Origin of the sequence: Sphingobacterium faecium, assembly GCF_003054045.1 — a bacterium.
Lineage (GTDB): Bacteria > Bacteroidota > Bacteroidia > Sphingobacteriales > Sphingobacteriaceae > Sphingobacterium > Sphingobacterium faecium.
On the sequence record NZ_QBKH01000005.1, the window covers coordinates 401,979 to 425,614 of the forward strand.

The window sequence follows — 23,636 nt, forward strand, 5'->3', positions numbered from 1 at the left end:
TACTCATCTAGGAGTAACTTTACGGCTTATTCAATCCTATGACGTTTAATCCAACTTTTTCAACCTAACTAAAAAAATATATAATTCTGAAAATCTGCCAATTGAAAAGAGCAATCCTTGAAATGGATGATAAGAGAACATCAATTATTTATTGATTATAGAAAACCATATCAAAGTTCAAGTTTTAAAGCCATAATTTGATTCTTATAGTTGTGATTTATTTTCATTAATTTAGAGCATTCTAGGAGTATATATTTTATATGAGAGTCGATTTAAATGTTTCAGATCTAAATACGAGTAATATCCAGCAATTCGGCAGTATCATTATTTTAGATCATAATTTGCATATTATTGGCATCAGTGAAAATGCCCTACAGGATCTAAAAATTCATCATATAGAAAGTGTGTTGGATTGTTCTCTAAGATCCTTGGGATCTACTATTTTTGGAAAGCATACCAATAAAATTCATCGTTTATTAGAAAATATCAGGGACCAAATTATTCCTCGTCAGATTATTCCTATTAAATTAGCTGACAAAAGAGTTTATTTAAAATTAAGCTTACATGATAAGCAGATTTTTATTGAGTGGGAAGAACAGTTCAAAAAACATACTTCCGCAGAGAAAATTAACGAATTCAGTTTCTTACTTGATAATATTCAATCCAATAATTGGGATTTGGTATGTCACGCCATCAATCGTATATTACATTTTGACCACGTTTTTGTAGTTCAAATAGATGAAACTGGTTATAGCCATGTAGTTGCGGAAGATACAATAGATGGTAAACACTATTACAAAAATATGGAGTTTTCCAAAAGCTTTATGCCAAATGAAGTTTTTCCATTTTATAGTATGTGTTCATATCGTTACAGCCCAAATTTAAAACATATTAATCAAAAGTTTTACACCAATGAAAGGGATTTCAAACTATTAGAAAGCCAATTAGCTCCTATTCCCGAACTTCATCAAATTTTTCTATCCGAAAAAGAAGTAGTGAGTGCTTTATTTTTCTCTATTCACATTGATGGCAACTTTTGGGGTCTGTTAGTTGCACATCACGGTAAAGAAAAGAATATTGATCTTCAACAGCGTAAATTATGCACTTTTGCAATCCAGAACGCTACGAGTAAATATGAAAGCTACCTGAAGCAAAATTTACTCGAAAGAAACGAAATTTTAAAAACCACAGAGGTAGATTTAAAAATTGACCTTTTAAAAAGTAAGAGTGTTAATTGTGCACTGCTGAAGCATATGGATATCATTATGAATATGGTCAATGCTGATGGTTTTGCCCTTTTTAACCAAGGTGATGTTTGCTTAAATGGAATCTGCCCTACTAAATCTCAACTCTATGAGATAGTCGCATTTGTACAAGCACATACTGAAAAATCACTATTTAAAGATAATAATTTCAGAGCTACTCATGGTTCAAAAATCCAAGGTAAATTACCATTTGCAGGATTGATGTATCTTAAAGTAGGACTCCTAAACGATCAAATTTTGATCTGGTTTCGTAAAGAAAGTGGAAGTACAGTACTTAATTTGCATTTAAATCAGTTGTCAACTGAACAAAATAAACCACGCATAACCATTACTGAAAGTATTAATCAGGATGTCGCAAAATCTTGGAATGATATTGAAATCAATTTTGTATTGACATTAAATCAGATTTTAAAAGAATCTATCGTCAGTAAGCTCAAAGAGAAGCAACAGTGGAATGAACAAGTGGTCGCTTCTAATAATGAGTTGGAGATGTTGACCTTCACTCTTTCTCATGACCTGAAGAATCCACTTTCTATATTAAAGATGGGGCTTCAATTTCTGCAGAATAGTAAAGATGTACTTAATACAGTAGCCCTTCAAAAATGGTATAGCAACTTGATTTCAAGCACAGAGAGTATCGAAGATATCATTAATAATGTCGTATCATTGAGTCAACAGAAAGGAAGTACTCTATCTAAAGAGCCTATCCCTATGGCTTACAATCTGCAGCAGATATTTAATGATAGTACATTACTTTACAAAAATAAGTCTTGCGAAGTAGAATATGGAAAATTATTGCCCATATGGGCTGAGAAAAGTGCACTTTACCAAATATTTAGCAATTTAATTAGCAATTCTATCAAATATTCTACAAACAGCTCAGAAGCTAATCTATATATTCATAGTTATTTTGAAGAAGGTCAGGTTTGTTATCTTATTCAAGATACAGGAATTGGGATTCCGAAAGAAAATCTTAACCAGATTTTTGAAATTTTCAAAAGAGGAAGCAATGTTAAAGATATTGAAGGCACAGGCGTAGGTCTTTCGCTTGTTAAACGAATCATGGAACGGCTTGGGGGAAGTGTAAAGATTGAATCAGAGGTGAGCAAAGGTACCACTGTTTATCTATATTTTCCTGTTGTGGAAGATTTTCCTCCGAGCATGTTAACCGATTAGGAATAGTGAACATACCTTTACTATTCCTCTTTATTCAACGCATGGTTCTGTATGAAACTATACAATTCATAAATAACATGATTAACTGCAGTTATGTAGATCTGAGCTGCATTACAATCAATACAATGTAATTTTTTTTGTAAGTGTATTCCACTAAAAGATATCGCTATAAAAATATCACCTACTTCAGCTTGATGATCCGACACAGGATAGGAATGGTCGTAAGCCATCCCTGTTATAGCAATGTACACATCCGCTTCAACAATTTTCTTAAGCCCCTCAAGCATTTCAAATGTGACTTCGCTTGACTCCGTCGTAAAATGTTCAATACTATTTTCATTTACATGCAGTAAAGACTTTTTGACACAGGTCGCGTAACTGGTAATCCCTCCTAAAAAATAATTACCTGAATCAACTTGCATACTCAATACACTTCCTAAAAAACCACCAGTCATACTTTCTCCAACAAATACCTTAAGATCATGATCTTTAAAAAATTTACCAACTATGTCTAGTGTTGAGGTTTCTATGTAATCCATCATAAATGCATTTATTTAAATTTGTAATTTATCTCGATATATAAACACCCCTATATCATTAAAAGTTTACCGACATCGGATAATTTCATAATTGAATTCACTAAAAATCTTCGATTATATGGCCTATGCCTTGTTATATAACTGGGTATAAATACCCAATTTCAAAAATTATGATGACGTGTATTAAAAATCATTGATCATCGAGCCGCCCCTAAAGCAGCTTGAGGTGCAGGCGGAAAATGATAATGGACTGTGCGATAAATTATAAAGGATTTAAGATGATATAGCAAGTATTAATACGGTCAGCTAATCAAATTAATTTTTTACACCTTATATAAGCTTTTTTGGCTAGAAATTCGCTTGTATTATTATGCAATTCACATTTATACCTTTACAGCTACTCAAATTGCACAATATTGTAAATAGACTATATAATGTAATATATTTATGAAAACAGCTATTCCACTAAAGATTCAAAACAACCGTTCAACAACGCAAAGCTTTAAACTTACACTTAGTAGATTAAGATCAATTTCTTTACAACATAGAACAAAGATATGTAGTAGTCCTGGTTTTTATAGATAGTTTGAGAAATAGAAATTCAAAGAGTCAAGTCAACATTAATTAAAAGAATCTATTATCCTTAATAGTCTCTATAATAAAATAGTAAAAAACATGTATAAGAAAAGAACGATCATCGTTTCCAATAGATTACCCATACGCATTGAAAGAAAAGACAATGAACTTTTATTTATCCCAAGTGAGGGTGGCTTAGCCACAGGCTTAGGTTCAGTTTACAAAAGTGACGAGAACATATGGATTGGTTGGCCCGGTATTATCCCTTTAAATGCAGCTGAAGAAGAAATAATCACCAAAGGATTAGCAGAGCACAACCTTATTCCAGTTTTTTTGACAGAGGAAGAATTAAAAGGATATTACGAAGGATTTTCTAATGAAGTTTTATGGCCGGTTTTTCATTATAGACCATCATATGCTGTTTATCGAACTCCTGATTGGGAAATGTATCAAAAGGTTAATGAAAAGTTTTCTGATGTAGTCGATCGACAACAAGTACAAGAGAAAGATGAGGTATGGATCCATGATTATCAGCTGATGCTCTTGCCAGAGTTAGTCAGAAAATCCTATCCAAGTATCGCTATCGGATACTTCCAACATATTCCCTTCCCTAACGATGAAGTTTTCAGAAGCATCCCTTGGCGCAATGAATTATTAAATGGATTGCTAGGAGCTGATTTAATAGGATTCCATACTTTTAACGATACACAACATTTCCTTAATTCATGTGCACATATTCTAGGACTCAATGTACATAATAATTGTTTACATACGGGTGGTCGTAGTATTTTCACGGAAGTTTATCCAATGGGTATCGATTTTGATAAATTCTCCCAATTAGCCAATAGTGAGTCCATACAGACGCGTTCACAAGCTATAAAAGATTACTACAAAGACCAAAAAATAATACTTAGTATTGATCGATTAGATTATAGTAAAGGGATTATTGAACGTTTGCTAGCTTATGAAAACTTATTGGTTACCAACCCGGAGCAAAAAGAGCGAGTTGTACTTTATATGATTGTCGTACCATCAAGAGATCACGTAGCACAATACAAACAATTGCTGGATGAAATAGACAGGACCGTTGGCCACATCAATGCTGTATTTGGAAGTAATGAATGGACACCGATAGCGTATTTCTACAATTCCTTTCCATTGGAAGAGTTGTCATCCCTTTACGTAGCCGCTGATATATGTTTAATCACCTCATTGCGTGACGGTATGAATTTGGTGTGTAAAGAATATATCGCTAGTAAGGAAAATACAAATGGTGTATTAATTTTAAGCGAATTAGCTGGTGCTGCCAAAGAATTGACACAAGCAATCCAGATCAATCCTAATGCAACCGATCAAGTCACAACCGCGATATACAATGCTTTACATATGCCAGAATCTGAGCAGCGGATGCGATTGAATGACAGCATCGAAATTGTTAAAAAATTCAATGTTCGCCATTGGGTTCGATTATTCTTTAACAGACTTCGTGAAATCAAAATCTTTCAACAAAATGAAATGGCCAGAAGGATCAATTTGCAGACCAAGGAAGCAATTCTTGATCAATATAATCGTGCCACAAGGAGATTGTTCTTTCTAGACTATGATGGTACTTTGATTGGCTTTCAAAATGACGCTGCTGCTGCTATACCAACGGAATCATTGTATGAAACACTCAACATGCTGCAAGAGAATGACGAAAGTCAAGTGGTAATAATCAGTGGCAGACCGCATGAGACACTTGACAATTGGTTTGCTAATGAACAATACTATTTAGTTGCCGAACATGGAGCTTGGAGCAATTATCCAACTCATAAATGGCAAAGTGGCGCTATATTATCAACACGCTGGAAAATTCCGGTTAAACATATCATGACCAAATTTGCTAATATAACAGCTGGTTGCGTAATCGAGGAAAAATCATATTCTTTAGCATGGCACTATCGCAAGGCACAACCCGGACTGGGTCAATTAAGAGCCCTAGAGCTTGTAGAAAGTTTACGAAACCTGGTTCAACAACATGGCTTACAATTGCTAATGGGAGATAAAGTAATCGAAGTTAAAAACAGTGAACTAAACAAAGGCAAGGCAGCTATGGATATTGTAAACAGCTATAAGCCTGACTTTATCTTTGCTATAGGTGATGATGCTACTGACGAAGATATGTTTTTAGAACTTCCTGCGGATGCTATTACCATCAAAGTTGGAAACAAAAAATCAGCAGCACAGTTTTATGTCGACACTCAACAAGAAGCCGTGCAACTGATTGAATATTTTGCCTATAATAATAAACAAAAAGAGACTAAAGATTCATCATCTCAAATCAAAATAGAAACTTATGACGAAAACAGCAAAACATAAATACAATAGCGGTATCATTGGGAATTGTTCATATATAGCCCATGTCAATATTACGGGAAATATTTCTTGGCTATGCTGGCCAACATTTGAAGATTCATTTGTCTTTGGCAGTTTATTAGATCAAAAGAATGGTGGTGAATTTTCTATTCTGCCTACATCTAAAATTACTAATAGAGATCAACAGTACGTTGAAAATACGAATATCTTATGCACGACTATAACAACCGCTGAAGGAAGTTATAGGATTACAGATTTTGCTCCTCGCTTTGAACAATATGAGCGATATTATAAACCTCTTATGCTGGTCCGCAAGGTTGAACCAATCGAGGGACAGCCGAAAATTCATGTTCGCTGTACACCAAAGTACGCATATGGAAAGGAAGGATTTAGTAAAAATAGAGGTAGCAATCATATTCAATTCGAGCAAGAAGATATTAAGATACGTTTAGCAACAAATATGCCTGTTAGTCATTTCTTTGATGATATTCCTCACGTACTTAGTAATACTATTTATTTGGTCATGACATTCGGCAGTCCATTTGAAGCCCCTATAGAGCGCACAGTGGAAGATTTTTTAAGCAGAACAAAAGCATATTGGCAGCGGTGGGTTAAAAATGCCTCTATTCCCTCCTTCTGTCAAAAAGAGGTGATACGATCTGCGCTGGTTTTGAAGCTCCATCAATATGAAGATACTGGAGCATTGATTGCTGCAAGTACTACTAGCCTACCCGAACATCCTGGTAGTGGTCGTAATTGGGACTATCGCTATTGTTGGCTCAGGGATAGTTATTATGTACTGACAGCACTGAGCCATATAGGACAATTTGAAGAAATGGAAAAATATGCTTCCTACATTGCTAATATCACCCAAACAGATCTAGGTCGCTTACAGCCTTTGTATGGAATAATGGGACAGCACCTCTTGACAGAAAGTACTCTTGACCATTTGGACGGGTATTTGGGTAATAAGCCCGTACGGTTAGGAAATCAAGCCTACGAGCATGTGCAAAACGATGTCTATGGACAAGCTTTGCTCGCTCTGCTCCCCATGTTTACCGATCACCGATTTAGTCATCAGAATACCGGACTTGCTAAATCATGGACTAACTACATCTTAAATAAGATCGAAAGTACCATCGATGAGTTTGATGCCGGGATATGGGAATTTAGAAATTTTGAAAATAGACATTGTTATTCCAATTTATTTCAATGGGCTGGTGCAACAGCAGCACTAAAAATTGCGGAACAATACGGATTTCAAGACATTAAAATAAAAGCCCAGCAACTGCGGGAACGTGCTAGTGTACATATTGAGAGTTGCTATGATGAAGAACGCAAAGTATATACTACTGCTACTAAAAACTCAAATTTAGATGCTTCTACTTTACAATTAATCATGATGAACTATCTTGACCCAACAAGCGAAAAAGCAAAACATCATCTGGAAGCACTAGAAAAAGAACTAAAGGGTGAAAATGGATTATTTTATCGCTACCTGCATAAGGATGATTTTGGAAAACCAAAGTCAACATTTCTAGTATGTGCCTTTTGGTATGTAGAGGCATTAGCCTGTGTAGGCCGTCTGGATGAAGCACAAAAAGTATTCAAGCAATTAATCAAGTATGGCAATCATCTCAACTTATTTAGTGAGGATGTAGATGAACAGGATGGTAGTCAATGGGGTAATTTTCCACAAGCTTACAGTCATGTGGGATTAGTCAATGCCGCCAATCGCATCGCAGTCAAGTTAGATCATCCTGCATTTTTATAAAACTATACCCTACGCTAATCAAGACGCGTAGGGTATTGCTATACATGGATAATCTATATTGCATTGACTGCAATTAGCTATACTTTAAAAATAGATATAAACATTAGTATCATATGAATTGTTATTTAAGTAAAAAATATGAAAAATATCATTCCAACACAAAAAGAAGGAAATCAATTGGACTGTTTTGAATCGGTTGAGTTTTCAAATACTCACATTGCTAATCAAGCATTTATTAAAGCAGCATACAATTTATTATCCATCAATGATTGGCATAAGGTTGCTGAAGTGCCAGCAGCTGTTTTTCAATTGGTCGATTCTGATGGATCGTCATTAGAGAGACCTTTACAATTACATGATTATATTCGAATTGATATTCCAGGACCAGGCTTACCTCGCACAAAAGGCTACGACTGGGTAAATGTTGTCAATTTAGAATCAAAAAACATGAATGAGTATAAAATACTATCCATCAGTCTCAAACCTTGCCCTGATCCAACTCAACCAGATAATAAAGACACCGCTCATTTCTTTGAAGGCATTGCCACTTCCACCTTAATTCTTGAGCAGAGAACCAATAGTCTTTTATTTCAATATGCAGGTAGAAATGAGATACCTAATACCGAAAACCATAAAATAATCGATAATATTAGAAATTTTATAGTTGGTGCAGGTGCTGCTATTGGAGCATCATATCCACAGTGGAAAGCATTAATCAAAGGATTTGCAAATCAAGTAAAAGATGTGGACTAATAATTTTAATGGAATAAATTATTGCACTGAAAATAGATTTTTAGTTTTTTAATTAAATATATCTATATTCAAAACTAAACTTACTAAAAAAATATTCAAAATCATTGGAACTTATGAATTGAAATTGGATATGGGATATCTCAATAAAAGATGATCTTAACTAATTGATCAGTTGATATACATAACTATTTAAATAATTGAGTAAAGAAAGATCTCGTTTTTTTAATTCCTACATACAATTCATTATTTTCTATTCTGGTCGGATATATTTTTATATAATTACCTTGATTAGTACAGCCTTTACCAGTATTCAGATTAAACCGATGTCGATGATATGAGCATACAAGCTCTTCACCTTCACACCATCCTGTTACAAATGAGGCTCCTGCATGTGGGCATTTCCTTGAAAAAGCTTTCCATCCAGAAACGTGATGCAAAATACAGATACGATTACTGCCCACTTCGACCTCATAAATTCGATTTTCATCATAAGAGCTCGTCTTATCTATTTTATACCATTGCAACATAATTAAAGATACATAGAAAGTTTCGACTTATTTTTTATCTTTGCGTAAATTCAAAAAACTAGCATATTTTATGGCTTTACAATGCGGTATCGTTGGATTACCTAACGTAGGTAAATCAACACTATTTAACTGTTTGTCTAACGCTAAAGCACAAGCGGCAAACTTTCCTTTCTGTACTATTGAACCAAATGTTGGGGTTATCACTGTTCCTGATACCCGTCTTAATAAATTAGCTGAATTAGTTAATCCTCAGAAAATTGTTCCAAACACAATCGAGATTGTTGATATCGCTGGTTTAGTAAAAGGCGCTTCTAAAGGTGAAGGTCTCGGTAATCAATTTTTAGGTAATATCCGTACAACAAATGCAATTATCCACGTTTTACGTTGTTTCGATGATGGCAATGTGATACACGTGGATGGATCTGTAGATCCGATCCGTGATAAGGAGATCATTGATACGGAGTTACAATTGAAAGATTTGGACACGGTTGTAAAACGTATTCAAAAAGTGGAAAAAATGGCTAAAACAGGTGGTGACAAAGATGCTAAACGCACCTATGAAATCTTATCTGTTGTAAAAGATCATTTAGAAGCTGGTAAATCTGCACGTACAGCACAACTTGAAAAGGATGATTTTGATTTTATTCAAGAATTAGCCTTATTAACAGTTAAACCTGTATTATATGTTTGTAATGTTGATGAAGCTTCTGTTAATACTGGAAATGCTTATGTTGACCGTGTAAAAGAGGAAGTAAAAGATGAAAATGCTCAAGTATTAATTATTTCAGCTCAAATTGAATCCGAAATCGCACAATTAGAAAGCTTTGAAGAACGTCAAATGTTCTTAGATGATTTAGGATTAGCGGAATCTGGGGTTTCTAAATTAATTGTAGCTGCTTATTCACTTTTAGACTTAGCAACCTATTTTACTGCAGGTGTACAAGAAGTTCGCGCGTGGACGATTGAAAAGGGTTTTACAGCACCTCAAGCAGCAGGTGTGATCCACACTGACTTTGAAAAAGGATTTATCCGTGCAGAGGTTATTAAATATAATGATTTCATTGAATTAGGTTCAGAAGCAGCTTGTAAAGAAGCTGGTAAATTATCTGTCGAAGGAAAAACATATATTGTTGAAGATGGTGACATTATGCATTTCAGATTTAACGTATAAGAAGGTAATATTAAAAATAAAAGGGCTGAAAATATATATTTTCAGCCCTTTTATTTTTAGTCGTACACTAATACGCCAGACACATTCCAACTGCTGAAACTTGTCCCCTCGCTTTCCCCTTGAGGTATTTGTACTCTTACGGTATGTTTACCCGCCTTCAAACGACCTATATCAATGAATATGGGGTAAGTAACTGTTCCAGGACACCAATTTGAACGACTTAAATCTGATGAAGACAATCCATTCGAAAAATTCCCCGAAGCAGGATTGCTTAACCGGTAAGAACCACAGTCATTGCGCCATGGTGTATAACTGAAAAGTGCACTACCATTCAAAAATAAGCTATTTGTCTTTGGAACAAACTCATCACCATTACCCCAACCACCATGACCAGTTGTCACATAGCGTAATTGAACATTTGAGGCATCTTCTTTCAATTCAAAAGTCACCTCTAATCCCTTTTCTTTGTCGAACATCGTTCCGTACTCCTGACCGCCCATTTCCATTACATTGGTTGTATTAAAAATCGGAAGTAGTTTTTTTAACGCGTGTTTATTATCAAATCCAGGATGTACGGTTAACTCTAGGCTCACTTCGTGTCCGTTTTTGTCATAGTTGCCGATAAAAGTTCCAACGTACACTTCTCGATCACTAATCGCACTTGCAAGTTCACTAATATCCTGTCTATACAATACAGAATCTTGCCAAGTTTTGCCTTTCAACTTCAAATAATTAAATTGACTTACCCCAAATGGAGTAAAAAAGCGCATAAGTTCTAAGATAGGTGTATAATTTGCAGTTCGGACTACACCTTGGTATTTTTTACCATTACCATTATCATATAAAGGAAGCGTATTCATCCCCTGCTGCATCCCGTCTAAAAAAGAAAGGTGCTGATCTTGAGGAATGATAAAAACAGAGCCTGTGCGATCGTAAGCATCCCCTTTTGATTTTTCGGTCAATTGGACAAATACGTTCTGTCCAGCTGCAATTTTTGGAATTTTTACTTTTTTAACAATGACAGTACCTTGCGCAAATCTTAAGATACTATCAGATTTACTATCATCAGAAAAACTTATTTTTTCATTTTTAAAAATCGGTATCTGTATAAATCTACTTTTCCATAGCAAATCCTTATAGGTCAGATCGTCCACATAGGTTAGATTAGCCGGTAACGATAAAGCCTGTGGCCAAGTTTTTAGATGCTCAATTTTACTTGCTGTAACAGCAGAATTACCATTGCGAACCACTTCAAGAACAAAACCTAAGTTTTGACCTAAGTCAGAAGGACCACCTTTTATTTTTAATTCTGTCGTATACCAAATATCAATACTGTTTGAATTTACAGTCGTTCTTGCTCGATAACAAGTATAACCTAATATTTTTTTACTTTCTGTGGTGATTTCCAGCTTTTGCTTATTGATCGCAGATGAATCAATAGTTGCAATCTGTTGTTGAGCTGTAATTTGCGTTAATTTATAATAGGCATTGGAAGGTCGCTTGACAACAAAAACTTCATAAGGAGTTTTTGCTTCTCCATTTACAATTCTCCGACTTGTGATTACCGTTTGTTCGGCATTTGCATAAACTAAAGTTGGATCTTCACTTTCTAAGATCTTATTATTACTTGATCTTTGATATTCAACTAAAATTCCTTTCTGAGCCATTAGTGATTGCGACAAAAAAAGCGATAGCAATAGATATAATATTCGCATAGTATGGGATAAATGATTAAGACTCAAAAATAGAAAAATGATTCATAATATGGATAAAAATAAGAAAAGCCTGAGAGAATCGAGCGATTTCCCAGGCTTTAAAGTACCTCTTGAAAGAGGTAATCAACCTAAACCTAAGTCAAAGGTAAAATTTATTTATTATTCTTACAAAACAATTCTTCAAACAAATTTTAAAAACATTTAAAATTGAAGCGCTCAACACCTATTATTTACTTTAAAACAATAAATAATTAAACTCAAATGAAGCCCAATTTCCAACATTTTATCCATGTTAGCCTACAATAATACCCTAATATGTAAAGTGTATGCTCAACACTAAAGCAGATGATTAATATAATATGACGATAAGGTAAATAAAATCAAAAATTTATAATAATGATATTTTTTAAACTATGAGTCATTAATTATGTATTAATACAATAAAAAAAGGTTTTCAAACGGGGAGAATGAAAACCTTTATAACCAATTATAAACCTAAATTATGATGCCTCAAAGATAGTGTATATATAACACTATTGCAAATATTTAATTATTCTTTTTTTTTGAATATAAATTTTGTAGTTGAAAATCTACAATTTAGAATGATTCTAATCATTTTTATATCCTTATTTTATCTATATCTTTGTATAAAATAAAAAAACGCATGTTTACAGGAATAATTGAAACCTTAGGAAAGGTCAAAAATATAGTAAAGGAAGATACCAATATTCATTTATTTATTGAGAGCACTCTTTCAAATGAATTGAAAATAGACCAAAGTGTATCCCACAACGGAATCTGTTTGACTGTGGTAGGCATTGAAAACAATATCCACCAAGTTACTGCTATCGATGAAACACTTCAGAAAACAAATTTAAATGATTTAAAAATTGATGATGAGATGAATATCGAACGATGTACCCAGGCTAATGGTCGTTTTGACGGACATATTGTCCAAGGGCACGTTGATCAAGTGGCCACGTGTATAGGAAAGCAAGACTTGGATGGAAGCTTTTTATTCACATTTCAATATGACTCGAGCCTGCAAAACATAACAGTTGAAAAAGGTTCTATAACTGTAAATGGAATAAGCTTAACAGTGGTTAATTCAAAAATTGATCAGTTTTCTGTAGCTATCATTCCCTATACTATTGAACATACTAATTTAAAGCATGTTCAAGTAGGTACTCAAGTAAATTTGGAATTTGATATTATTGGCAAGTATGTTTCAAAAATAATGGCTTTGAGAAATTAATTCTCAAAGCCATCCTATATTATTCTAAGTAATGTCCCTGCCGCATCAGCAGTGCTCTATATTTATTAAACACACTGGACTTGGACACAAAGCCAAGATAATTTCCGTCCTTATCAATGACTGGTAAGATCCAGACATCATCTTTTTTCATCTTAAGCATGACCGACTCCATATCTTCTTCATGTATTTTAACAAGATCGGTTGGTATTTCAGCTAATTTATGAAAAGGTTGATCGATACCTTCCTCCTCACCTAGTAAAATAGAAAATAAGCGTTCACTATATAGGATTCCCAATAGTTTTCCTTTCTCAGTGACAATAGGAAAAATATTGCGTTTGCTATGGATGATGTCCGATTGTCTCATCTTAGGCGTTTCATCAGGTCGCAAAATCACAAAATTGGTCTCTAGTACATATCGGACTTTCATCATACTCAATACGGATCGATCTTTATCTTCATACGAGAGCAGATCACCGGAGTCTGCTAATACTTTGGTATAAATAGAATATTTCTGAATAGATCTGTTAATTAAATAAGAAATGGAAGTAACAAGCATGAGCGGAACCATTAAACCATAACCGCCTGTAATTTCCGCAATAAGGAAGACGCCTGTTAATGGTGCATGCATAATCCCACTTAATGCTCCTGCCATACCCACTACTACAAAATTAGGAACATTTAATTCGGTCACTCCCGTGAGGTTAACACCATAAGCAAAAGCAAATCCCAATAAGCCTCCCATCACTAGACTTGGCCCAAAAACTCCTCCATTCCCACCTCCATTCAACGTAAATAAGGCGGCAAAAGATTTTGCGAATAGTGTTAAAACGGAGTATGCTAATATCACAACACCTATATCCTGATAATCTGAGAACAAACTATTTTTAACAATCGCATTAAATTGGCCGTTCAAAATTTGTTGAATAGCGATATAACCTTCTCCATAAAGCGCAGGAAAAATAAAGATCATTAGTCCCAATGATATACCACTCACCCAAACCTTATTATAAGGGTTCTTAATATTTAAGAACCAATTTTTTACGACACTGCTGATTTTAGCAAAATACACAGAATAACCACCAACTAATAAGGCTAATAATAAATAGAAAAAAAGAGCTGATACCTCCCATTCTGTACTAAATGTATGAAACAATGGTTCACTATAAAGCGTCTGTGAAACAACAGATGCCATTGCTGCAGATATTAATAAAGGAATAAGTACAGGAATTGAAAATTCAGGTAATAGAATCTCAATCGCGAATACCATACCTGCCAACGGGCTATTAAAAGCGCCTGCAATACCAGCGGCTGCTCCACATGCCAACAACATCGTTACCTCCTTGTATTGCAATCCAAAAAAGCGCCCCGTATTAGAGCCTATTGCCGATCCACTCATCGCAATCGGTGCTTCTAGACCACTAGAACCTCCAAATCCAACGGTCATAGCAGATGTAATGATTTGCGAGTAAATATTGTGAACTGGTATATGACTTGACTTTCTAGAAATCGCATATATAATAGGGGTTATACCATGCTCTAAGCTCTTTGATTTCAAAACCTTACGCACATACAATACACTCAAGAGTATACCGAGTAAAGGGAAAAATAAATAAAACGAATATTTATAGTGCCAATCAACATCATCTTGTAAGGTTGATGCGATGAAATGCGTTAAAGCCTTTAAAACAGAGGCAGCAATACCTCCAAATATTCCGACTACAAAAGCAAGGATGATAATGAAATTACGATTTGAAATCTTATGCATACGCCAATTGTTGATCGCATTTAATTTCATGTTTAGCCGACTTTTTAATGTATGATTACTCATTTTATTTTATTGAAAACTTAGGACTTCCTTTTTTCTCTTTGTTTTGAACTTATCTGGTATGGCATCCATGATTTCACTTGATAATGCATCTATGGCATGTTTTTTTACAAAATTCTGTGTAGTAACAAGACTAATTTCTCGTACCGGCTCAGGAGTCTTAAAATAGCGGATACGATTTAGCTGATCTTCATTGTAATCCACTATAGACAATTCAGGCAAAATTGTTATACCAGAGTTGATATCGACCATTTTTTTTAATGTTTCAACACTACCTGTATTATACTCAAAGCGACCTGAACTATCATAATTATGCTTATGATGGCAGATATTTAATACTTGACCTCTCATACAATGTCCTTCATTTAGCAACCATAGCTTATCTTCCCCGATATCATCTGCACTCAACATCTTTTTACTAAAAAGTGGGCTATTTTCAGAAATGTAAGCAACAAAATTTTCATAAAATAGTGGCTTCTCAATAATCCCGGCTTCATGTAGGGGGGTTGATAGGATACCACAGTCCAAAAGACCAACTTTCAACTCATGAATAATTCGCTCAGTTGTATATTCCCAGATCTGCAATTGTATTTTAGGATATTTATCCATAAAACTAGTCAACACAGCAGGTAGCAGATAAGGCGCTATGGTAGGAATGACTCCTATGCGTAATTCTCCATCTAATTCTCCATTTTCATTTTGTACAATCTCCAATACCTTTTTGCTTTCAATAAGGATGGTACGTGCTTGCGCGATAATCTTATCTCCTATTTCTGTCGGAACGACAGGTTGACGACTACGATCAAAAATCTTAACTCCTATCGACTCCTCCAGTTTTTGGATTTGCATACTTAATGTGGGCTGTGTCACAAAACACTTTTCGGCAGCGGCTACAAAGTTTCTATATGTATCAACGGCGACTATATACTCTAATTGGATGAGCGTCATCTTAGCAATTTTATTTGTACAAAAGTAACAAACATATTTCATACCAAATGATCGAATGACGAGCTAAAGATATATACTTATTATTCTTTATCTTTTTATTCTTTATCTTTGGAGTTGGATCGGAAACGAAACATTCCTATTAATATTATATAAACAAACATGAAGTTATTGAACACCAAATCATGGAGCCTGCTCCTTCTTTTAGCAACAACTGCCCTTACCATCCAAGCGAAATCACCTGACGAAGGTATGTTTCCACTTAGCGAATTAAGCAGAGCAGGCTTAAAGAGTGCTGGCCTGAAAATTAGTGAAAAAGATATTTATAATCCTGGAAAAGTGGGGCTAGTAGATGCTTTGGTACAAGTGAGTGGATGTACGGGTTCATTTATATCTGGTAGTGGACTGATTATTACCAACCATCACTGCGCGTTCTCTGCTGTACAATTAGCTAGTACCCCTATTAATAATTACCTTAAAAATGGCTTCGTTGCACAATCACATGAACAGGAGATTGAGGCTAGAGGACTAACCATACGTATAACAGACTCTTATGAAGATGTATCTGACAAAATCTTGTCTGCTGTTGCACAGGTTACCGATCCTTCTGAACGAATTAATGTAATAAAGAAAAAGCAACAGGAATTAGTTGCTGAAGCACAAAAGCAAGATCCAACGATAAAAGCAGAAGTTTCCGAAATGTTTATTGGTAAAACATATGTTCTATTTCGTTACAAAACTATTGAAGACGTTCGTCTCGTTTATATTCCTCGCCAAAATATCGGTGAGTTCGGTGGTGAAACAGACAATTGGGTATGGCCTCGTCATACAGGTGATTATTCTTTTTTACGCGCATATGTGGGTAAAGATGGGGCTTCTGCCAAATTTTCAAAAGATAATGTACCCTATCAACCAAAGAAATTTTTAAAAGTAAATCCAAAAGGTGTTAATGAAAATGACTTTGTATTTATTTTAGGTTATCCAGGACGTACATTTAGACATCGTCCTGCACAATACATCCAATATCAACAGAACTTTTTGTTGCCTTATGTATCTAATTTATACGAATTTCAAAATGATCGTATGTATGAGGCGGGCAAAACAGATAACAATGCTGCCCTGTACCTTGCAACACGTATCAAAAGAAATGCAAATGTGCTTAAAAATTACAAAGGAAAACTAAAAGGTCTCCGCAATATTGCTTTGATTGATACTAAAAGAAAAGAGGATCAGGCTTTAAGCGCATTTATCAACAGCAAAGCAAATTTGAAAACTAAATATGGTACATTGATGAGTGATATCGATGGATTGTATCACTTGATCAACCAAGATGCTTACAAAGAAATGTGGATGAATAATATCTACACGAGTACCAGTCTAATGCGTGTTGCAAAAGAAATAAATATCTTCAAAGCAGCTATGCTAGAACAAAAAACAACACAACAACAACAGGCATTTTTTGAATTGAATAGCGCTAAATTAAAAACAAATTTAGAGGCTATCTATGAAAGCTATAGTCAATATGCGGATCTACGAATATTCGCTAAGATGCTTGAAGATGCACATGCCTTCCAAGGCAATAATCAAATTGAAAGCATTCAAAAGTTAAAATTCCAAGATCCACAACTCGTTGGAGCATATGCAGGAAAATTAATTACAGAATCAAAACTAAATAATAGTGCAGAATTATTCAATCATATTTTAGCAAATTCGAAGAGTCTATTGGCCTATTCTGATGAACTGCTAAAATTCCAATCTGCATTAGATTTTGATATCCAAAAGTTTGCTGTGGAGCAAAAAAGAAGAGATGGTGTACTCAATAAATTGATGGGAGACTACGTTGCTGTTAAGGAACTGTACCAATCCAAAAACTTCATTCCAGATGCCAACTCGACCTTAAGATTGACATTCGGTAATATAAAAGGGTACTCACCAGTAGATGCTACTTATATGAAACCCTTCACGACACTAGCGGGTATCATACAAAAGGGTAATCTTGGTGAAGCGGACTTTGACTATCCTTCAGAAATCAAAACGGCATGGGAAACTAAAAATTTTGGACCATATGTTAAAAAAGAATTAAATGATGTGCCAGTGAATATGCTTTACAATATGGATACGACTGGTGGAAACTCGGGATCGCCTATTATGAATGCGTATGGTGAATTGATCGGTGTTAACTTTGATCGCTCATATGATGCTACTATCAACGATTTTGCATGGAATGATAGCTATAGCCGTTCAATTGGTGTCGATATTCGTTATGTATTGTGGGTAGCAGACAAAATTGATAATGCACAATTTATCCTTAAAGAAATGGGTATCTAAAATTATTAAAAATTAAGACATTCATATTTGGCGCCATAAAGTTTAAATACTGTATGGCGCCAATTTTATTACTTAAAGTCTGAGGGAGCAATCTTGCACCTCAATCTTCAATTTATAGGATATACTTTATAATTATTCAATCGACACTATCCCACCTTCTTTCTTAAGGAGGTCTTGCAAATAACTTGAGATGCTAGCCTGTCCATATCATTCATAAGCGATCAATGCTTCACGATTTGCTTTTCCAAAAAGGTAATCTTATCTAGCGCTTTGATTTATAAGAAATAGCAGATATTATTAAAATTTCAATTAGATTTAATTTATCTTCATCAAAAATTAATGACATGAACTACTTTTTTTTTGTTTCTTTTTGGATTTGTCAGATTATATCTACAGTTATTTTCAAGTACGGAGGCATTCATCCTAAACACCATTGGGCTGCTTTGATTGCAGGAAATTTAATTCTAATAATTGCCAGTTGGTTTCTAATTCAATTATTTAAAACGTTTCCCCAGCCTATCGTAATAGCCTTATGTTCGGGAGGAACATTTCTTACGGTACAACTTGCTATGGCCCTCATTTTCAAACAACCGTTGGCTTGGCTGCAAATTTTAGGTTCAGCCATTATTGTCTTTGGGATGGTATTGGTTACTTTCGGTGGAAAAGATCAGGCTGTTTAAAATATACTTAAATGGATTTTTAGACGCTCGTTTAAAAATCCATTTAGGCATTTACAAAAATATCCTGATTAGAAGCGGAGACCAATACTTAGATAAGGACGAAACCCCTCTTTTGAAAATCCTCCAACAGCTTGAATGACCAAAAGATCAGCAGGTATGATATATAATCCACCGCCATATCCCGTGTGCCATCGGCTAGAAGATTCTTCAGACATCCAAACCCGCCCTATATCATGAAAACCAATGATTCCAACTGTTCCTGGAACTAAATAAGAGTCAAAACTCCAAACTTTAAGTCTCAATTCAAAATTGTTGTAGAGCATCGTCTTTCCTGTAAAACGCTTAGAATTAAATCCCCGTAAGCTGTTTTCACCACCTAACTGCGCATATTGAAAAATTAAAGGATCTCCGATCAAAGTTTCAAATCCTGTCCGATTCGCTAATGTGATCCAATCTGCAGTATTTGTTTTGTAAAAACTAAATGTCGATTTTACTCTCATAAATTGATGATTACCGGCAGTTAACTGACTTTTTGCTTCAATTAAATTATGCCAAAAAATACCTTTTTTAGCATTATCTTTTTGATCACGGCTATCGTATTGCAAAGCCGCTAAAATTCCTGTAAAGAAAAATTTTCCATAAACTGGAATGCTGGGATTTTCCAAAGCATACTTTTCAAAAAAATGACTTTTGTTATCTACTTCATTGCTGATGATCAAATCAGAGGAAGATCCAGCTTTCCAATTCCAATGATTACCAAAATCCCTTTTTAGTAAAAAGTTGGCATAAATTCGATCGTATCGATTTCGATAATATTGAATTCCCCTACTTTTACGTTCCTCAAATTCTGTATTATTTCCCAACCCAAAAAAGTTTTCCTGGTTATTCGGCCCATCGGATTCCAACTGTATTAAAAAATCATTTTTGTTCCATAACGATTTAAAATCAGCACTATATTTGAAATTAAATGATTTTCGACCTGTGGTATAATGTGCCCAAAAATCTTGCTTAAATGCATAGGGATCTTTTCTAAACCCTTGTTTCTCGATTAGATACCCAGCTCCTAACATGAGTCCCTTATCTACGCTGTATTGTAAAGATGCGAGTATACCTGTTCTATGGTATTTAAAACTATTCCGATCATAATGATGTATAAGGCTATCGTTAGAGAGTTTTAATTGCAACGCATTGTTTGTTTCAAATGTATTTTGGTCGGTTTTATCATCATAAACATACACGCGATTAGTACGGGCGAAAGTAGGCTCTACGTAATAACTATCTGCTCCTTTCCCACCAATCAATCTCAGTTTTATTTTTGATTTACTCTTTCCCTTTAGATAATATACATCTGTCCCTGCAAGACCGTAAATTCTTAACTCTTTGGTTTCATTTGGATAAAACGTTCTTTTAACCAATTTTCTACCTACAGATCCATCTTTTTTCTTGTTCCTAATTTCCAATTCTATAGAACCATTCTTATGATAGGTGAAATAAAAGAATTCATTTTTCGCTGAGGCGGCTATATCGACATTTTTTGCTAAGTCCCTGTAATAAGTTAGGGCCGTCTCCATCAAGTTGTCTCTCCTTGCACGGATATGTCCTTTTAGTTCCGCAGCACTCAATTTTACTATGGTATCTGGCATTTGAGCCATAGCAACATCAATTAATGAATCGGTCATGATCTTTTGAACATATTGAACTTCAGATTTCCACTCTTTTTCATCTAAATGATTCAAGAAATAACGATCAAAGTGCCTTTCATTGAAATTCCACTGTCCAACATTGCGAATATGATCTCCGAAGGGTTGTAAATGTGCTTTCAGCCACTGCATAGACAGCAAGACAGGGAATACACCGGAAGTTTTATAATAAACCTTATCTCGATCTCGTGGCACGGGACTATAAACTTTCTTATCTTCCACTTTTTGAGCATCCCATCGCCAGTTGTCCTCATGTCGATCCCAATCGCCTAATAGAAAATCTAATAACCTTGCTCGCAACGTCAATCCTTGATCTACTTGGATATCATTGTCCTCTTCTAACTTACGTTGTGCTTTGAGCGTATTGTCCGTTTTAGCATTTTCATCTTCTAAGGGCACGCGAGGTTCAAACATGTAGGCCCTATTTCTAAAAATTTGACGGTACTCTCCTAGGCCAGGGTCATCCCCCACATAGACCAATGAAGGGCTTGCATGTGGAATTTGCAATGCACGATTAAACTTTGGCACCGTCAGGGCACCGAAAGGATGAGCGATAGAAATTTGGTCTTGTACAATATCTTTTGCAATAGTATGTCTTAAATTTTCAGGTAGACTTCTTTCAGGATATTTATTTATAGAGCGCAGCACCCATTCTCGCCCCGTGCTATCGCGTAGACGTAACGATTGTGTCTGCATCCCTCCTCCAAGTTTAACAATGCTGAGACCCCCAAATTCATCTTGAAGACTCATCACTCGCATCTTTACTGGAGTATTGTATAATTTGCGATAGGAATCTCCGAGCCAAAATCGATGAATTTTGCTCACTTTGTCATAGCTTGGATCTATCACAGCATAAACGGAATCAACACCCGATGAGGCTTTTGTTTGGGCATTTAATAAGGATATACAATTGATAAAAAAGCATACATTGACGATGCAATACCTATATTTATAGAGCTGGGATGTGTAACGGTTCATGCGATATGAATTAATGCAAGGTCAATTTTAAATCTAAAATACATAAAATTTTCAATTGCACTTATGGTAGGCATGCATCTCATCAGAAATTGATATCTAACAAGAGACATAAGCAAGGCAAGTTAATGGCTTATACAAGATGTGCGTGCCATATCAAATAAAAATTAATCACCGAATAATTCTTAAATTATAAAGGGTTTGACATGGCCAAACCCTTTATAATTAATCTTTCTTAACGAATTTTTTGAATTTCTTCTTTCTTGTATTTTTCTTTTTATGTTCCGAAAAACGATTTGGATCAAAAACTGGACCTTCAGAAAAACCTGCTGGCAGTGGCAGTTTTTCAATACTTGATCCGATCAACTCTTCGATCTTGGCAAAGCGCTGTTGATCTTTCTGATTAACAAAAGTAATTGCTGTTCCTGTGGTCGCTGCTCGAGCAGTACGACCCACACGATGAATATAATCTTCTGGATCCGGCGGTACATCATAGTTGATAACCAAACTGATCCCTACGATATCAATACCTCTGGAAATAACATCAGTACCGATCAATACATTGATCTTTTTTGCTTTAAAACGATTCATGATATCTTCACGTTGCACCTGCTCCAAATCAGAGTGAAATGCCTCAACTGCGATCCCATTCTTATGCAGATCAATAGACAATCGCTTTACAAATTCTTTTTTAGAGGCAAAAATAATGGTGCTTGTATAGATAGGGTTGGTAAGAATGTGTTGTATCAGCGCTGTTTTTTGATCATCATATACCATATAAACCTGTTGACTAATACCTTCAGAAGGTTTTGATAAAGCAATATTGATCTCCGTTGGATTGTGTAATATTTGCTTAGCTAGTGTTCTAATCTTACCTGGCATCGTGGCAGAGAACAATAAATTTTGTCTTTTTTCAGGAAGAAAACTAATAATTTTCATTATATCTTCATGAAATCCCATATCTAACATACGGTCGGCTTCGTCAAGAATAAAATGCTTCACTTTATTAAAATGAAGTTTTCCTGAAGCCAAATGTGCAATTAAGCGACCAGGCGTTGCCACGATAATATTCGCTCCTTCTTTTATTGCTGTACGTTGCTGTTCGTAATCCATTCCATTTCCCCCGCCGTATACAGCTATGGAAGTGGCTCCAGTAAAATAGCCTAAACCCATGATTTGCTGATCAATCTGTAAAGCCAGCTCTCGAGTTGGAACTAAAATTAACGTATTTATATAGTCGGATTGTTCCTCGGCGATCTGATGTAGAACGGGTAGTAAATAAGATGCTGTTTTACCCGTACCTGTTTGCGCGCAAGCAATCAAATCTTTATGCTCCAGCACAACAGGTATTGCCTGTTCCTGGATAGGTGTTGCATCTTCATATCCCATGCTATCTAAGCCCTCTTCCAACGAAGATGCTAAACCAAATTCTGTAAATTTCAATATTTTTTATCTTTTACTTTAAAAATCAGCATAATGTAAGCTTTTTTTTCTTATTTACCGTATATTAAATAATAACTGCATGATTTTCAGTAAATTATATATAAAGCTATCAGATTTGGGAGAGATTAATAATTCTATTTTATTACAAGTTTAAAATGAAAATAATAAGGATTATAGAGTAAAAAAGAAAGACCTAATTTATCACGATTAGATCTTTGCTTTTTATATATCGAAATTGCTTATTATCAATTTAATCTTTCTTAATAAAGTATCGATGCTCAATCACTTCGACACGCTCGGCATCGTCCTCAATGGCTTTCTTGACAGCACATTTGCCAGTCACACCTCGGTAGACAAGTGCTCCTCCTAGAGACAACCCAGAAAGTGCCGTTAAAGGGTGCTTTATTAAAAACCTCACACCTGCACCTAATATAAATCCACCAGCTACAACTGAAAGTATACGCTCTGAGGTTTCAATTTTACCATTTTCACAGTTTTCGTCTACCTTACTTTTAACTTTGCTAATTACTTTATCTACTAACGTACCCATATGTATAAATTTTATAAGTTGTTCTACTTTTTATAACAATCTGCGTACAGTTTTGTTTTTGTTTACTAATATTTATTCCGTTCT

The 23,636-nt window shown here is 35.0% G+C and carries 16 protein-coding genes; 8 read left to right on the plus strand and 8 right to left on the minus strand.

Annotation, left to right across the window (positions count from 1 at the left end; genetic code table 11):
- Nucleotides 1-260 precede the first annotated feature (260 nt).
- Nucleotides 261-2,441 carry an ATP-binding protein gene (locus tag C8N37_RS15865; RefSeq protein WP_108159802.1) on the plus strand — a complete coding sequence of 727 codons (2,181 nt, stop codon included), beginning with the start codon at nt 261-263 and terminating at the stop codon, nt 2,439-2,441.
- Between the two features lie 20 nt (nt 2,442-2,461).
- On the opposite strand, the gene C8N37_RS15870 is transcribed toward C8N37_RS15865, so the two are convergent.
- On the minus strand, nt 2,462-2,983 hold the full coding sequence (locus C8N37_RS15870) for a CinA family protein (protein ID WP_108159803.1): 522 nt from the start codon (nt 2,981-2,983) through the stop codon (nt 2,462-2,464).
- Between the two features lie 672 nt (nt 2,984-3,655).
- Here C8N37_RS15870 and C8N37_RS15875 point away from each other — a divergent pair.
- The 3 genes from C8N37_RS15875 (at nt 3,656) to C8N37_RS15885 (ending at nt 8,438) form a co-directional block, all read left to right on the plus strand.
- Nucleotides 3,656-5,914 (plus strand): bifunctional alpha,alpha-trehalose-phosphate synthase (UDP-forming)/trehalose-phosphatase, encoded by a 2,259-nt coding sequence (locus C8N37_RS15875; protein ID WP_108159804.1) that lies wholly within the window; start codon nt 3,656-3,658, stop codon nt 5,912-5,914.
- Complete coding sequence (locus C8N37_RS15880; protein ID WP_108159805.1) at nt 5,892-7,685, plus strand: glycoside hydrolase family 15 protein; 1,794 nt, start codon at nt 5,892-5,894, stop codon at nt 7,683-7,685. Before C8N37_RS15875 ends, C8N37_RS15880 begins: the two co-directional genes overlap by 23 nt.
- Nucleotides 7,686-7,823: 138 nt before the next feature.
- The gene (locus C8N37_RS15885) at nt 7,824-8,438 is read left to right on the plus strand and encodes a hypothetical protein (protein WP_108159806.1); all 615 of its coding nucleotides are present in this window, start codon (nt 7,824-7,826) and stop codon (nt 8,436-8,438) included.
- Between the two features lie 185 nt (nt 8,439-8,623).
- Here C8N37_RS15885 and C8N37_RS15890 read toward each other — a convergent pair whose 3' ends face one another.
- The gene (locus C8N37_RS15890) at nt 8,624-8,965 is read right to left on the minus strand and encodes a Rieske (2Fe-2S) protein (protein WP_108159807.1); all 342 of its coding nucleotides are present in this window, start codon (nt 8,963-8,965) and stop codon (nt 8,624-8,626) included.
- 70 nt (nt 8,966-9,035) lie between these two features.
- Between C8N37_RS15890 and ychF the strand changes: the two genes are divergently transcribed.
- Nucleotides 9,036-10,136 carry a redox-regulated ATPase YchF gene (gene ychF / locus C8N37_RS15895; RefSeq protein WP_108159808.1) on the plus strand — a complete coding sequence of 367 codons (1,101 nt, stop codon included), beginning with the start codon at nt 9,036-9,038 and terminating at the stop codon, nt 10,134-10,136.
- Nucleotides 10,137-10,192: 56 nt separating this feature from the next.
- On the opposite strand, the gene C8N37_RS15900 is transcribed toward ychF, so the two are convergent.
- Entirely contained in the window at nt 10,193-11,803 is a 1,611-nt protein-coding gene (locus C8N37_RS15900; RefSeq protein ID WP_244914444.1) for a GLPGLI family protein, read from the minus strand.
- A gap of 712 nt (nt 11,804-12,515) precedes the next feature.
- On the opposite strand from C8N37_RS15900, the gene C8N37_RS15905 reads away from it, so the two are divergent.
- The gene (locus C8N37_RS15905) at nt 12,516-13,106 is read left to right on the plus strand and encodes a riboflavin synthase (RefSeq protein WP_108159810.1); all 591 of its coding nucleotides are present in this window, start codon (nt 12,516-12,518) and stop codon (nt 13,104-13,106) included.
- A gap of 19 nt (nt 13,107-13,125) precedes the next feature.
- Here the strand turns inward: C8N37_RS15905 and C8N37_RS15910 are convergent, their stop codons facing one another.
- Both C8N37_RS15910 and C8N37_RS15915 read right to left on the minus strand, forming a co-directional pair.
- Nucleotides 13,126-14,934 (minus strand): chloride channel protein, encoded by a 1,809-nt coding sequence (locus C8N37_RS15910; RefSeq protein ID WP_170114543.1) that lies wholly within the window; start codon nt 14,932-14,934, stop codon nt 13,126-13,128.
- A 6-nt stretch (nt 14,935-14,940) separates the two neighbouring features.
- Nucleotides 14,941-15,879: a hydrogen peroxide-inducible genes activator gene (locus C8N37_RS15915; protein WP_108159811.1), complete on the minus strand. Its 939-nt coding sequence runs from the start codon at nt 15,877-15,879 to the stop codon at nt 14,941-14,943.
- Between the two features lie 159 nt (nt 15,880-16,038).
- Between C8N37_RS15915 and C8N37_RS15920 the strand changes: the two genes are divergently transcribed.
- Nucleotides 16,039-18,204: a S46 family peptidase gene (locus C8N37_RS15920; RefSeq protein ID WP_108159812.1), complete on the plus strand. Its 2,166-nt coding sequence runs from the start codon at nt 16,039-16,041 to the stop codon at nt 18,202-18,204.
- 344 nt (nt 18,205-18,548) lie between these two features.
- A complete protein-coding gene (locus C8N37_RS15925; protein ID WP_108159813.1) occupies nt 18,549-18,884 on the plus strand; it encodes a DMT family transporter in 336 nt (111 codons plus the stop codon).
- A gap of 68 nt (nt 18,885-18,952) precedes the next feature.
- Here the strand turns inward: C8N37_RS15925 and C8N37_RS15930 are convergent, their stop codons facing one another.
- From C8N37_RS15930 to C8N37_RS15940, 3 genes are all read right to left on the minus strand, one after another.
- On the minus strand, nt 18,953-21,562 hold the full coding sequence (locus C8N37_RS15930; RefSeq protein ID WP_108159814.1) for a BamA/TamA family outer membrane protein: 2,610 nt from the start codon (nt 21,560-21,562) through the stop codon (nt 18,953-18,955).
- Between the two features lie 222 nt (nt 21,563-21,784).
- Nucleotides 21,785-23,002 carry a DEAD/DEAH box helicase gene (locus C8N37_RS15935; RefSeq protein ID WP_045756063.1) on the minus strand — a complete coding sequence of 406 codons (1,218 nt, stop codon included), beginning with the start codon at nt 23,000-23,002 and terminating at the stop codon, nt 21,785-21,787.
- A gap of 250 nt (nt 23,003-23,252) precedes the next feature.
- The gene (locus C8N37_RS15940) at nt 23,253-23,552 is read right to left on the minus strand and encodes a YgaP family membrane protein (RefSeq protein ID WP_108159815.1); all 300 of its coding nucleotides are present in this window, start codon (nt 23,550-23,552) and stop codon (nt 23,253-23,255) included.
- Nucleotides 23,553-23,636 lie beyond the last annotated feature (84 nt).